Below are 12618 nucleotides of genomic sequence, written 5' to 3'. Positions count from 1 at the left end.
GTGATTTCAGACAGACGTCGGTGTGATTGCCGCGGCCAAGCGCGCATGCATACGTAAGTATATTTTTCCGTCGGATCCAGCCAGGCGGGCGAAGGCACGGACGATATCGGTGTCGATCTGCTGGCGAATCACCATGGGCAGGCCCTGGAGCAACGGCCCGAAGACCATCTCCAGCGCCGGTCGCCAGAACGGACGGTCCAACCGTGTTGCGGCATCGGTCAGGACCGCGGTTTCGCTGACATCGCTGAATCCGGCCTGCCGGAACAGATCGGCGGTCCGTCCGGGATCGGCATGCCGGAACAGCACCTCCAGGGCCTGATCGGCATCCGGCCCCAGATGTCTGGCCACGACTCGCCCCAGTTCGGCAAACAGGGTGTTGTCGGCCCGTGGCCCCCAGACGGCCACGACGGCCCGGCCGCCGGGCCGCAGCACCCGCCGCATTTCCTCCACCGCCTGGCGGTCGTCAGGTACGAACATCAGACCCAGGCGGCAGCTGACCCGGTCCATGCTGGCATCGGCGAAGGGAAGCCGGGTCATGTCGGCGGCACCGAAGACCAGGGGAGCAGTGCTGCCGGCCCTCCGCCGGGCGCCGGTCAGCATCGCCGGCGCCAGATCGGTGGCAAGGACCAGACCATCGGGGCCGACCAGGGACGCGGCCGTCAGCGCCGGCTCTCCGGCACCGGCGGCCAGATCCAGAAGACGATGGCCTGGCTGCAGGTCCAGCCGTTCCAGCAGGGGGCGGTTGATGCGGTCGGCCGGATCGGCCATCGCGTCGGCCCAGCGATCCCAGAAGGGGCCGGACTGGTCCCAGCGCTGCCGCTCCCTGCCGGGATCGATGGCGATGTGCTGGCTGGCGCGGTCGGTCATGCGCGGGGCGCCTTCTCCTCGGGCAATGGGGCGGACTGCTGCCCCTTGGGCGGCAGTGTCACAGGCGGGCGGCGGTCCGGCTGTGACCGCGGACACGCACCGGCATGAACGTGATCGGCGGGCCGGTCCGTGCCGGCGGAAAGCGCCACGCAGGGTCTCTTCGTCGATATGGACAAAAGTCCTACGCCATGATCTGATTTAATCCGTCCCGCGGGGTGGTTGCGGGGCGCGATTCTTGGCAAGCGTGAAGAAAAGAGAATGCAGGGCCTGGATGTTGCCGTTGCGGATGGTGACAGGCGCTCATCGTGCGACTCATGTCACCTTATGTCACTTTAAGGAAAAAAATCATTTAACTGCGGGGGCTTGAGGGGCGACGCCCCTGCGGCTGGCGTCGCGTTAACGTCACCTTAGGGTAGCGTTTACGTCACCTTAAGTCACCTTGACGTCACTTTGACATCGCTTGCGGTCGCCCCGCGTCGCCTTTGGACGGGGCATGGCCAGTGGAATGGACGGGGGGCTTGCGCCTACAGCCCCGGTTCGGCACTGCCGGCCGGCCCCGGCAGCGTGGCCAGATGGCCGCCGAAGGCGCGCAGCACCGGCAGGAAGCGGTCGATCTGGGGACGCACCACATGGGCATCGGTTTTGAGGATGATTCCGGGGGCCGAGTTCATCAGCCGCTCGGTGCGGAACGGGCCGATCTTGTCGTCCAGATACATGGACAGCCCCATCAGCATGCCCAGGCTGATGTCGTCCTGCGCCTCCGGAACCGCCAGCACATCATGCAGTTGTTCCATCAGCCCGTACATCACGATCGCGGTGCGCTCGATCGTGTCGTCATTGGTCCGTTCCTGGCTCTGCCCGGTCTCTGACATGGGAAAGCGGCCTCCTGCTGAGACAGTGAGGCTAGGCGGTCTTTCGTCAGCAAAAGGTTAAGGTCTTCTGGAATTCTGTTTCGAGCGGATATTTCCACGCAGGGGGGCATCACTGACGTGACGGCGGCAGTGCGCCCGGCTAGGTTGGGCGGGATCGGGCCGGCCGGGGGTGGGCGGCAGATCGGTAAGGGGGGTGGCCTGGGTACGCCATGAGCCGCAATGTCAGCAGCGGAAAGTTCTACCGGTTCGACGGCCTCAGCATTCTGCTGGTCGATGACAACCGTTTTGTCCGCACCATCCTCGCTGCCATCCTCAAGGGACTCGGCATCGGCAAGGTGCTCCAGGCCGACAATGGGGAAGAAGCGACCGGTCTGCTGGAGGTGACGGCCCTGACCACCGGCGATGCCCGCGATGTCGACGTGATCTTTGCCGACCACCTGATGGCCCCCATGGGGGGGCTGGACCTGCTGCGCTGGGTCCGCGGTCATGAAAGCGACAAGGTCCGCTTTCTGCCCTTCATCATGATGAGCGGCGAGGCCGACCGGGAGGCCGTCTGCAACGCCCGCGATGCCGGCGTGACCGAATATCTGGCCAAGCCCATGTCGGTGATCAATGTGGCGTCGCGGCTGCTGGCGGTGATCGACAAGCCGCGGCCCTTCATCCGGGCTCCCCACTATTTCGGCCCGGACCGCCGCCGCCAGACCCTGCCCTATGAGGGGCATGACCGCCGGGTGCTGGACGCCGATAATGTGCGGGTCATCGACGAGGGCGACCATATGGTCATCGAAACCGAGCCGCCGCCGGCGGAATCCGAAGGCATGCAACCAGCGGAGAATCAAGATGAGCGAGGAGTCGAAGCCGCGGGTTGAGATCATCCACCGGCCCAACACGCTGCGGGAGAAGGTGGGAGGATCAGCCGATGGCAAGCCCGGTCGCATCGATCCGGTGGCGCTGAGCCGCGCCAGCCTGCATGTCTCCCGCCTGGCGGAGGCACACAAGACCCAGACCCGCATCGACCTCACCGAGTTGCAGGCGGCATTCCAGGCCGCCATGGCGGCCCCGGATCAGCGGGCGGCGCATCTGCGACGGGTGTTCAAGATCTCCGATGGCATCCTGACGCTGGGCAAGACCTTCGGTTACGACCTGCTCTCGGATGTGGCCAATGCGCTGAACCATCTGCTGATCGATCTGGAGGCGCCGACCGCAGCCCAACTGCAGGTGGTGGCGCTGCATATTGACGCCATGCAGCTGATCGTCCGCGATGACATGAAGGGAGATGGCGGCAACACGGGGCAGGCGCTGGCCCAGTCACTGGCCCTGGCCCGGGAAAAGGTCGGCGGCCGCCGCTGATTCTGCCGCGCCGCTGACCGACCGCAAACAGGGCAGCGCCGGCCCCGGCACAGGGGGCCGGCGCTGCTGCCGGGTCAGCCCTTCTTCCGGGCCAGGGCGGCCGCCAGCGCGGCGCCGAGGGCGCCCGGCTCCTCCGGTTTGGCAGGCTGCTGCTTGAACATGGCGGGCTTGCCGCCCCCCTGCGGGCGCTGCCCCTGTGAAGTGGGTCCCTGCGAATTTGCAGCGCGTGAGTTGGTCCCGTGCGCGTTGGCACGCTGGGGCTGGCGCTCGGGGCGCCGCTCGCCCCTGGCCTCATTGCGGCCTTCCCCGCGCGGTGCCGGCCGCGCCGCCTGTTCCTCCAGCTTCATGGTCAGGGCCACGCGCTTGCGCTTCAGGTCCACTTCCAGGACCTTGACCTTGACGATGTCCCCGGCCTTCACCACGGCATGCGGGTCCTTCACGAAGCTGTGGGCCAGCTGGCTGATATGGACCAGCCCGTCCTGGTGCACGCCCACATCGACGAAGGCCCCGAAATTGGTGACGTTGGTGACCACGCCCTCCAGCACCATGCCGGGCTGCAGATCCTTCAGTGCCTCGACCCCCTCCTTGAAGATGGCGGTCTTGAACTCCGGCCGCGGGTCGCGGCCCGGCTTCTCCAGCTCGCGCAGGATGTCGGTCACGGTGGGGATGCCGAACCGTTCGTCGGTGAAATCCGCCGGGTCCAGCGACCGCAGGAAGGCGGCATCGCCGATGATCTGGGGCAGGGTGCGGCCGGTCTTCTCCAGCAGGCGCTGCACCACAGGATAAGCCTCCGGATGGACGGAGGAGGCGTCCAGCGGGTTGGCTCCGTCGCGGATGCGCAGGAAGCCCGCCGCCTGTTCAAAGGCCTTCGGCCCCAGCCGCGACACCGCCAGCAGCTGCTGGCGCAGGCTGAAGGCACCGTTCGAGTTGCGGTACTCCACCACGTTCCGGGCCACACTTTCCGACAGGCCGGAAACGCGGGCCAGCAGCGGCACCGAGGCGGTGTTGAGATCGACGCCGACGCCGTTCACGCAATCCTCGACCACGGCATCCAGGGTGCGGGCCAGCTTGGTCGGGCTGACATCGTGCTGGTACTGGCCGACACCGATGGCCTTGGGCTCGATCTTCACCAGTTCGGCCAGCGGGTCCTGCAGGCGCCGGGCGATGGAGACAGCCCCGCGCAGCGATACATCAAGACCGGGGAATTCCAGCGCCGCCACTTCCGAGGCCGAATAGACCGAGGCGCCGGCCTCGGACACCATGACCTTGGTCAGGGGCAGCTCCGGGTGGCGCTTCATCAGATCGGCGGCCAGCTTGTCGGTCTCGCGGCTGGCGGTGCCGTTGCCGATGGCGATCAGCTCGACCTTGTGGCGGGCGGCCAGGGCCGCCAGCACGGCGATGGAGCCGTCCCAGTCACGCCGGGGCTCATGCGGATAGATGGTGGCGGTTTCCACCAGCTTGCCGGTGGCATCGACCACGGCCACCTTGACGCCCGTGCGGATGCCGGGGTCCAGCCCGATGGTCGTGCGCATGCCCGCCGGCGGTGCCAGCAGCAGATCCTTGAGGTTGCGGCCGAAGACGGTGATGGCCTCGTCCTCCGCCCGCTCGCGGACCACATTCATCAGGTCCAGCTCGATATGCAGGGCGATCTTGGTGCGCCAGGCCCAGCGGCAGGTGTCCAGCAGCCACTTGTCGGCGGCGCGGCCACGGTCGGCAATGCCGTAAGTGGCGGCGATCATGGTTTCGGCCGGGTGGGCGTCGCCGGGGGCGGGGGCCTCGCCCACCTCCAGGCGCAGATCCAGCACGCCGGCGGCGCGGCCGCGGAACAGGGCCAGGGCCCGGTGTGACGGCACCTTCGGCAGCGGCTCGGAGAAATCGAAGTAATCGCTGAACTTGGCACCCTCGTCGGCCTTGCCTTCCACCAGCCTGGAGACGACGCGGCCATGGTTCTGGCTGAACTCGCGCAGACGCCCGACCAAGCCGGCATCCTCGCCCATGCGCTCCACCAGGATGGCGCGGGCCCCGTCCAGGGCAGCCTTGATGTCGGCCACGCCCTTGTCGGCATCGACGAAGCGGGCGGCTTCCTCCTCCGGCGTGCGGGTGGGATCGCCGATCAGCAGATCGGCCAGCGGCTCCAGCCCGGCTTCGCGGGCGATCATGGCCTTGGTCCGGCGCTTCGGCCGGTAGGGCAGGTACAGGTCTTCGAGTCGGGTCTTGGTGTCCGCCTCGTCGATATCCTTGGCCAGTTCCGGCGTCAGCTTGCCCTGTTCCTCGATGCTGGCGCGGATGGCGGCCCGCCGCTCTTCCAACTCCCGCAGGTAACGCAGCCGCTCATCCAGGGTGCGCAGCTGGGTATCGTCCAGGCCGCCCGTGGCCTCCTTGCGGTAGCGGGCGATGAACGGAACGGTCGAACCCTCGTCCAGCAGCTTGACGGCCGCCTCCACCTGGGCGGGGCGGACGGCGAGTTCCTGGGCGATGCGGTCGGAAATCGGGATCATGCGAGCTTCGTCGTCAATGGGGACGGAAGGCCGCTCATTACCCCAGATGCCGCGCCGGGGCCAGTGCCGTCTCTGGTTCCTGTGAAACCGGCCGTTACCTTCAGCACCGTCAGCCGCACGGACCTATCCTATTTCGCACCTCTATACTTGCCGGTCATGATGGGCTGTTAACGCGGCATTAGGTGTTTGGCTGGCATATCGGTCAGGCAACTGTGGTTGCGTTTCCTCCCTAGCAGACTTCACAAGCCCCGGCGCCCAGCGTCCGGGGCTTTCTTTTCACCTCGTCCCTGTCGGCCGGACAGGGTAACTGCGTCGCGGATGAAGCGCTTGCATTGCCAGGGGGCTGCGACCTTACACTGCGCCGTCCCCTCCGCGCCGGTGTTCCTGTGGTTCTTCTCGTCCTGGCATTGCTGATCTTTGTTGTGCTCGGCCTCGTCGCCGTCATGGGACGGGGGCCGGTGGCGGCATTGATCTATGGCGGCAGTGGCGTCGCCGCCCTGCTGGTGACGGGCGTTGCCTTCGCCTTCCTGATACAGGGCGACAGCCCCTGGCATCTGAAGATACCGATCGGGCCGCCGGGCCTGGGCGCCAGCCTCGTCCTTGACGGGCTGTCCGCGGTGTTTCTGCTGGCCGTGGGGCTGGCCGGGGCAACGGCCAGTGTGTTCGGCTGGGGTTATGGGCGTGATGGTGCCCACAAGCCAGGGCATCACGGGCCGGCACCTGCACGGGTCCTGCCCTTCTTTCCGCTGTTCCTGGCCGGCATGGTGATGGTGCTGCTGGCCGGCGACGCCTTCGGTTTCCTGTTCGGCTGGGAAGTGATGTCCGTTGCCTCCTGGCTTCTGGTGCTGAGCACGCACGATGAGCCGGAAACGCCACGGGCCGCCCGGCTCTACCTGGTGATGGCCGCCATCGGCAGTCTGTGCCTGATGGTCAGCTTCGGGCTGCTGGCCGGACCGGAAGCGGCGTTCAGCTTCACGGCCATGCGGGAGCAGGGTGTGGGGGACGGTCTGACGGCGCTGGCGGTCGTCCTGGCCGTGCTGGGTGCTGGATCGAAGGCTGGCCTCGTTCCCCTGCATATCTGGCTGCCGCTGGCCCATCCCGCGGCCCCCAGCCATGTCTCGGCCCTGATGAGCGGCGTCATGACCAAGGTGGCGCTCTATGGTCTTTGCCGCATCCTGTTCGATCTCGCCGGCATGCCGGACTGGTGGTGGGGGGCGCTGCTGGCGGCGCTGGGCAGCCTGACGGCGGTGGCCGGCGTGCTCTACGCACTGTTGCAGGACGATATCAAGCGCCTGCTGGCCTATTCGACCGTGGAGAATGTGGGCTTCATCTGCCTGAGCCTCGGGCTGGCGCTGATGTTCAAGGCCGATGGCAAGCCGGTGATCGCGGCTCTGGCCTTCTCCGCCGCTCTGTTGCATGTGCTCAATCACAGTCTGTTCAAGACGCTGCTGTTCTACGGCGCGGGGGCGGTGGTGGCGGCCACGGGAACCCGGTCGCTGGAGACGCTCGGCGGGCTGATCCATCGGCTGCCGCGCACGGCGCCGCTTCTGTTGATCGGATCGGCTGCGGCCTCGGCCCTGCCGCCGTTGAACGGCTTCGCCTCGGAATGGCTGGGTTTCCAGGCCATCCTCAACGGTCCGCAGCTCAGCCTGTGGGGGCTGAAGGTGGGGGTGATGGTGGTCGGTGTCTTCGCTGCCCTGGCGGCAGCCCTGGCCGCCGCCTGTTTCCTGCGTTTCTTTGGGATCGCGTTCCTGGGCCGTCCGCGTTCGGCAGAGGCGGTTGCAGCCCAGGAGGTCACGGCGCCGCTGCAACTGGCCATGGTGGTGCCGGCGCTCCTCTGCGTTCTGGTCGGCATCCTGCCGGGATTGGTACTGCGCCTGTTGCATGATGCCGCCGCCATCGCCGTCGGAACCGCCTTGCCGGCCAGCGGATCGCTCGGCTGGTTGTGGCTCGCCCCCGTCGGACAGGCGGGAGGGCTGGCCGGCAATTCCTACAGCGGATTCTTCGTGCTGTTGGTGGCTGGCGGGTTGGCGCTTCTGGTCTTCCGTTTGATCCGGCGCCATGCCGCCAGCGGCCTGCGGCGGGCCGATGCCTGGGGCTGCGGCTATCCGCCGGTGGGACCGGTCTCACAGTACAGCGGAGCCAGCTTCGCCCAGCCGTTGCGGCGGGTCTTTGCCAGCGGCGTGTTCCAGGCGCGGGAACAGGTCTCCATGCCGGAACCGGGCGAAACCGGGGCCGCCAGCCATCTGCTCCGCTGGCGTGATCCGGCCTGGGACTTCGTGGCACGTCCGGTCTGGGCCACCGTCGACTGGCTGGCGGGCCGGTTGAACCATCTGCAGTTCCTGACCATCCGGCGCTATCTGATGCTGATGTTCGCCACCCTGGTGACCCTGCTGGCGATCATGGCGGTGCTGGCATGACTTCCGTGCTGCTGTCCGTTCTGTTCCAGCTGGTGCAGCTGGCACTGGTGCTGGCCGTGGCGCCACTGCTGACCGGCTGTGTCCGTTTTGCCAAGGCACGGTTGCTGGGGCGCAGCGGCGCGGACCCACTACAGCCCTACCGCACACTGCTGCGCCTGTTCCGCAAGGAGGCGGTGGTGGCGCACGGGACCTCCTGGCTGTTCCGTGCCGCCCCCTATGCCGTGTTCACGTTGATCTGGCTGGCGGCGGGGCTGGTGCCCACCTTCAGCACCCAGCTGGTGCTGGCGCCGGCGGCTGACCTCATCGCCCTGGTGGCCCTGCTGGGCAGTGCCCGTTTCTTCACCATCCTGGCCGGCATGGATGCCGGAACGGCCTTCGGCGGTATCGGCGCCTCCCGCGAGGCGATGATCGCCACCCTGGCGGAGCCGGCCATGCTGATGGTGATCTTCACCCTGGCCATCCTGTTGCAGACCACGTCGCTGGCCGGGATCGTCGAGACCATCCTGGGGCAGGGGGTGGGCCTGCGTATTTCCCTGGCCTTGGGACTGGTCAGCCTGCTGATGGTCGCCATTGCCGAAGCCGGCCGCATCCCCATCGACAACCCGTCGACCCATCTGGAACTGACCATGGTGCATGAGGCCATGGTGCTGGAATATTCCGGACGCCATCTGGCACTGATGGAACTGGCGGGCATGTTGCGCCTGCTGCTGTTCATGGCCCTGATCGCCTGTGTGTTCTGCCCCTGGGGCATCGCCCGAGCCGGCGACGGTCCGCTGGTCTGGCTACTGGGCCTTGTCACCTTCTTCGGCAAGATGATGGTCGCCGTGGCTGCGCTGGCAGTGTTTGAAACCAGCATCGCCAAGATGCGCGTCTTCCGCATCGGCGAGTTCCTGGGCGGCGCCCTGCTGTTGGGGCTGCTGGCCTCGATCTTCCTGTTCGTCTCAACCGGGTTCAAGGGCTAGGCCATGGGCGAGATCGGTTATGACGTCGCCCACCTGCTGGGAACCTCGATCCTGCTGGTCAGCTTCGCCCTCCTGTACCAGCGGCGGCTGACGTCGCTGATCAATGCGTTCGCCGTGCAGTCGGTGCTGCTGGCGGCGGCGGCGGCCTGGCAGGGCTGGATCCAGGCCAGCCCACACCTTTACCTGACCGCCTTGATCGCGCTGGTGCTGAAGGCCGTGGTCATTCCCGTCGCCCTGCACCGCATCATCGCCCGTCTGGGCATCCATCGCACCATCGAGCGCGTCCTGGGTGTCGCATCGACCCTGGCCCTGGCCGTGGGGCTGGTGGCCCTGTCGCTGGCGCTGGTGCTGCCTCTGGCCGGGGAGGCGGCGGCGCTGACGCGCGAGGATCTGGCCCTGGCCCTGTCGGTCGTGCTGCTGGCCCTGCTGATGATGATCAGCCGCCGCAACGCCATCGGTCAGGTGGTCGGCTTCATGAGCCTGGAGAACGGGCTGATCCTGGCGGCGATCGGTGTGAAGGGCATGCCGCTGGTGGTGGAGATGTCCGTGGCCTTCGCCGTCATGGTGGCCTTCATCATCTTCGGCGTCTTCTTCTTCCAGATCCGTGAGCGGTTCGACAGCCTCGACGTCCAGTATCTCGAGCGGTTCCGCGGCGAGGGGGACCGTTGATGCTGAATGGCGCTGTCCTGGTGCTGCTGGTTCCGGCGCTCTTCGCCGGCCTGCTGCTGCTGGTGAAGCCGGAGCGTCTGGCCGCCCGGCTGAACTGTGTCGGGTCGGCCCTGACCCTGGCGGCGGCCCTGAGCCTGATCGTGTCGCGGCCGCAGAGCGGCCCGACGCTGCTGGTGGATGATTTCAACGTTTACCTGGTGGTGCTGACGGCCTTTGTCGGCTTCACCACCAGCCTGTTCAGCGCCGGCTATATTGCCGACGAGGTGCGGTCAGGCCGGCTGACGCCGCTGCGGCTGCGTTTCTACCACGCCATGTTCCAGGCCTTCCTTTTCACCATGCTGCTGGCGCTGCTGGCCAACAATCTGGGCCTGCTGTGGGTGGCGGTGGAGGGGGCGACCCTGACCACGGTGCTGATGGTCAGCCTGTACCGGACGCCGGCCGCTATCGAGGCGGCGTGGAAATACTTCATCCTCTGCGGCGTCGGCATCGCCCTGGCCCTGTTCGGGACCATCCTGATGTATCTGGCGGCGCAGCCGGTGCTGGGCAGCGGTGCAGCCGGCATGACCTGGACGGAACTGCTGGAGGTGGCGGCGGAGGTCGATCCCCGCATCCTCAATCTGGCCTTCATCTTCCTGCTGGTCGGCTATGGCACCAAGGTCGGGCTGGCGCCGCTGAACGCTTGGCTGCCGGATGCCCATGCGGAAGGACCGACTCCGATCTCCGCGGTGCTGTCGGGCCTGCTGCTGAATGTGGCCCTCTATGCCGTGCTGCGCTTCAAGATGTTGCTGGCCGCCAATGGCGCAGCCATGGCGCCAGGCGTGCTGATGACGGTCATGGGCCTGGGCACGCTGCTGCTGGCGGCGCTGATGCTCTATCGCCGACGCGATGTGAAGCGCTTCTTCGCCTACAGCTCCATCGAGCAGATGGGGATCATCACTTTCGCCTTCGGCCTCGGCGGGCCGTTGGCCAATTTTGCCGGGCTGCTGCACATGGCGCTGCACAGCCTGACCAAGTCGGCGATCTTCTTCGCCGTGGGCCACGCCATCCATGCCAAGGGCAGCCAGCGTATCGCCGATATCACCGGCTTGACGGTCAGCCATCCCGCCCTGGGCTGGAGCCTGCTGCTGGGAATCGTCGCCATCGCCGGCCTGCCGCCCTTCGGCCTGTTCATGAGCGAGTGGATGATCGTCAGCGGCACCGTCGGCGCATCGCCCTGGCTTGCCCTGCCGCTGGTGCTGGGCCTGCTGCTGGGGTTTGGTGCCCTGATTCTGCGTGCCCAGTCGCTCTGCTTCGGAGCGCCGGCCGGTGACAGCCGCCCTTTGCAGGCGTCGCTGGCGCCCATCTATGTCCATCTGCTGCTGGTGGCCGCCATCGGTCTGTGGATGCCGGCGCCGCTGGTCGCCTGGTTCCACTCTGTGGCGAGGTTGCTGGGATGACCGTCGATCGCATCAGCCTGACAGACTTCCTGGCCGCCCTGGGCACGCCGGCGGCGCGGCATGAGCCTTGGCCGCGCTTCGAACTGTCGGTGGAGGGCTGGACCGGTCTGCGGGACCGGTTGGCCGCGGTACCGGCCTGGAGCCTTCTGGGGCTCTGGGGTGAGACGGGCATGGTCCATCTGGCCCTGCGGGATGACACGGATGGCGACATCGCCGTCGCCAGCCTGACCTGCCCGCAGCAGAGCTTCCCGTCGCTGTCCGGCGTGCGACCGGCGGCCAAGCGGCTGGAGCGCGCCATCCAGGACCTGACGGGCCTGGCGGCGGACGGGTTGGATGATCCGCGCCCCTGGCTCGACCATGACCGCTGGCGTCTGCGCCATCCGCTGGCTGCCGTGCCTGGGGCGCCATTGGGGGAGCCGGCCCCCTATCCCTTCCTTCCCTCCGACGGTGAGGGGCTGCATCAGATCCCCGTCGGGCCGGTCCATGCCGGCATCATCGAGCCCGGACATTTCCGCTTCACCTGCCAGGGCGAGACCGTGGTGCGGCTGGAGGAGCGGCTGGGCTATGTCCACAAGGGCGTGGAACGGCTGATGAAGGGCCGCTTGCCCGAGGAGGCGGCCCGGCTGGCCGGACGCCTGTCCGGCGACAGCAGCGTGGCCCATACGCTGGCCTTCTGTCTGGCGGTGGAGGCGGCACTGGGCGTCACGGCACCACGGCGGGCGCAGCTGGTGCGGGCCGTGATGGCGGAGCTGGAGCGCATCGCCAACCATGTCAACGACATTGGCGCCATCGCCAATGATGGCGGCTTCGCCTTCCTGCTGGCGGAATGCGCGGTCCTGCGCGAACAGGTCATGCGGACCAATGAGCGCTGCTTCGGTCACCGTTTCCTGATGGACCGGGTGGTTCCCGGTGGGATCGCCGTCGACCTCAAGCAGGAGGGACGGCAGGCCCTGGCCGACCTGCTGCCGGTGTTCGCCAAACGATTCCGCAAACTGGTGTCGATCTACGACGCCAAATCGTCCTTGCTGGACCGCACGGTCGGTACGGGTGTGGTCTCCAGCGATCTTGCCCATCGTTTTGGGGCAGGTGGTTATGTCGGCCGGGCCTCGTCCCGGGGGCTGGATGCCCGGCGGATGCCGGGCTATGCCCCCTATGACGAGTTGGATTTCCAGGTGCCGGTCCTGCCCGAGGGGGATGTCAATGCCCGGGTCTGGATCCGCATCCGCGAGGTGGAACAGAGCCTGGACCTGATCGCGCAGATCCTCAAGCGTCTGGAGTCCGGCCCGGGGCGGGCCTTCCTGCCGGAGTCACACGCCGTGTCGGAGGGGATGGCCCTGGTCGAAGGGTTCCGCGGGGAGATCCTGGCCTGGGTCCGCATCAGCGACGGGGGCCGGATCGAGCGGGCGCACAGCCGCGATCCGTCCTGGTTCCAGTGGCCGCTGCTGGAAGCGGCCATCGAGGGCAACATCGTGGCGGACTTCCCGCTCTGCAACAAGTCGTTCAACTGTTCCTATTCCGGCCACGATCTCTGACGGAGGCGGCTT

At 67.3% G+C, this 12618-nt stretch carries 10 protein-coding genes; 7 read left to right on the top strand and 3 right to left on the bottom strand.

Annotated elements, in window-relative coordinates; genetic code table 11:
- Positions 1-6: 6 nt before the first annotated feature.
- Both DK368_RS01225 and DK368_RS01220 read right to left on the bottom strand, forming a co-directional pair.
- Positions 7-867, bottom strand: a complete 861-nt coding sequence (locus DK368_RS01225; protein WP_114391725.1) for a class I SAM-dependent methyltransferase — start codon at positions 865-867, stop codon at positions 7-9.
- A 524-nt stretch (positions 868-1391) separates the two neighbouring features.
- Positions 1392-1739: a hypothetical protein gene (locus tag DK368_RS01220; RefSeq protein ID WP_114391724.1), complete on the bottom strand. Its 348-nt coding sequence runs from the start codon at positions 1737-1739 to the stop codon at positions 1392-1394.
- Positions 1740-1948: 209 nt separating this feature from the next.
- Between DK368_RS01220 and DK368_RS01215 the strand changes: the two genes are divergently transcribed.
- Together DK368_RS01215 and DK368_RS01210 are read left to right on the top strand one after the other, a co-directional pair.
- Positions 1949-2608, top strand: a complete 660-nt coding sequence (locus DK368_RS01215; RefSeq protein WP_114391723.1) for a response regulator — start codon at positions 1949-1951, stop codon at positions 2606-2608.
- A complete protein-coding gene (locus DK368_RS01210; RefSeq protein ID WP_114391722.1) occupies positions 2580-3089 on the top strand; it encodes a hypothetical protein in 510 nt (169 codons plus the stop codon). The genes DK368_RS01215 and DK368_RS01210 overlap by 29 nt, the downstream gene beginning before the upstream one ends.
- A gap of 74 nt (positions 3090-3163) precedes the next feature.
- On the opposite strand, the gene DK368_RS01205 is transcribed toward DK368_RS01210, so the two are convergent.
- The gene (locus DK368_RS01205; RefSeq protein WP_114391721.1) at positions 3164-5587 is read right to left on the bottom strand and encodes a Tex family protein; all 2424 of its coding nucleotides are present in this window, start codon (positions 5585-5587) and stop codon (positions 3164-3166) included.
- 386 nt (positions 5588-5973) lie between these two features.
- On the opposite strand from DK368_RS01205, the gene hyfB reads away from it, so the two are divergent.
- Genes hyfB through DK368_RS01180 form a run of 5 tightly spaced genes read left to right on the top strand, consistent with a single transcriptional unit; the run spans position 5974 to position 12606 of the window.
- Positions 5974-8007 carry a hydrogenase 4 subunit B gene (gene hyfB / locus DK368_RS01200; RefSeq protein WP_114391720.1) on the top strand — a complete coding sequence of 678 codons (2034 nt, stop codon included), beginning with the start codon at positions 5974-5976 and terminating at the stop codon, positions 8005-8007.
- Positions 8004-8969, top strand: coding sequence for a respiratory chain complex I subunit 1 family protein (locus DK368_RS01195; RefSeq protein ID WP_193552236.1), 966 nt, complete (start codon positions 8004-8006; stop codon positions 8967-8969). Before hyfB ends, DK368_RS01195 begins: the two co-directional genes overlap by 4 nt.
- Positions 8970-8972: 3 nt before the next feature.
- The gene (locus tag DK368_RS01190) at positions 8973-9638 is read left to right on the top strand and encodes a hydrogenase-4 component E (RefSeq protein ID WP_114391719.1); all 666 of its coding nucleotides are present in this window, start codon (positions 8973-8975) and stop codon (positions 9636-9638) included.
- Positions 9638-11074 carry a hydrogenase 4 subunit F gene (locus DK368_RS01185; RefSeq protein ID WP_114391718.1) on the top strand — a complete coding sequence of 479 codons (1437 nt, stop codon included), beginning with the start codon at positions 9638-9640 and terminating at the stop codon, positions 11072-11074. Before DK368_RS01190 ends, DK368_RS01185 begins: the two co-directional genes overlap by 1 nt.
- Positions 11071-12606: a hydrogenase large subunit gene (locus DK368_RS01180; RefSeq protein ID WP_114391717.1), complete on the top strand. Its 1536-nt coding sequence runs from the start codon at positions 11071-11073 to the stop codon at positions 12604-12606. The genes DK368_RS01185 and DK368_RS01180 overlap by 4 nt, the downstream gene beginning before the upstream one ends.
- The last annotated feature ends 12 nt before the right edge of the window (positions 12607-12618 follow it).

Origin of the sequence: Oleisolibacter albus, assembly GCF_003336875.1 — a bacterium.
GTDB lineage: Bacteria > Pseudomonadota > Alphaproteobacteria > Azospirillales > Azospirillaceae > Niveispirillum > Niveispirillum album.
The sequence above is the reverse complement of the archived record's forward strand: the minus strand, read 5'-3'. Positions and strand labels throughout refer to the sequence as shown.

Excerpts from the sequence above, each read along its gene's own strand:
- DK368_RS01195 (WP_193552236.1), top strand. The coding sequence starts at position 8,004 with ATGACTTCCGTGCTGCTGTCCGTTCTGTTCCAGCTGGTGCAGCTGGCA.
- DK368_RS01220 (WP_114391724.1), bottom strand. The coding sequence starts at position 1,739 with ATGTCAGAGACCGGGCAGAGCCAGGAACGGACCAATGACGACACGATC.
- DK368_RS01180 (WP_114391717.1), top strand. The coding sequence starts at position 11,071 with ATGACCGTCGATCGCATCAGCCTGACAGACTTCCTGGCCGCCCTGGGC.
- DK368_RS01210 (WP_114391722.1), top strand. The coding sequence starts at position 2,580 with ATGAGCGAGGAGTCGAAGCCGCGGGTTGAGATCATCCACCGGCCCAAC.
- DK368_RS01185 (WP_114391718.1), top strand. The coding sequence starts at position 9,638 with ATGCTGAATGGCGCTGTCCTGGTGCTGCTGGTTCCGGCGCTCTTCGCC.
- DK368_RS01205 (WP_114391721.1), bottom strand. The coding sequence starts at position 5,587 with ATGATCCCGATTTCCGACCGCATCGCCCAGGAACTCGCCGTCCGCCCC.
- DK368_RS01190 (WP_114391719.1), top strand. The coding sequence starts at position 8,973 with ATGGGCGAGATCGGTTATGACGTCGCCCACCTGCTGGGAACCTCGATC.
- DK368_RS01215 (WP_114391723.1), top strand. The coding sequence starts at position 1,949 with ATGAGCCGCAATGTCAGCAGCGGAAAGTTCTACCGGTTCGACGGCCTC.
- DK368_RS01225 (WP_114391725.1), bottom strand. The coding sequence starts at position 867 with ATGACCGACCGCGCCAGCCAGCACATCGCCATCGATCCCGGCAGGGAG.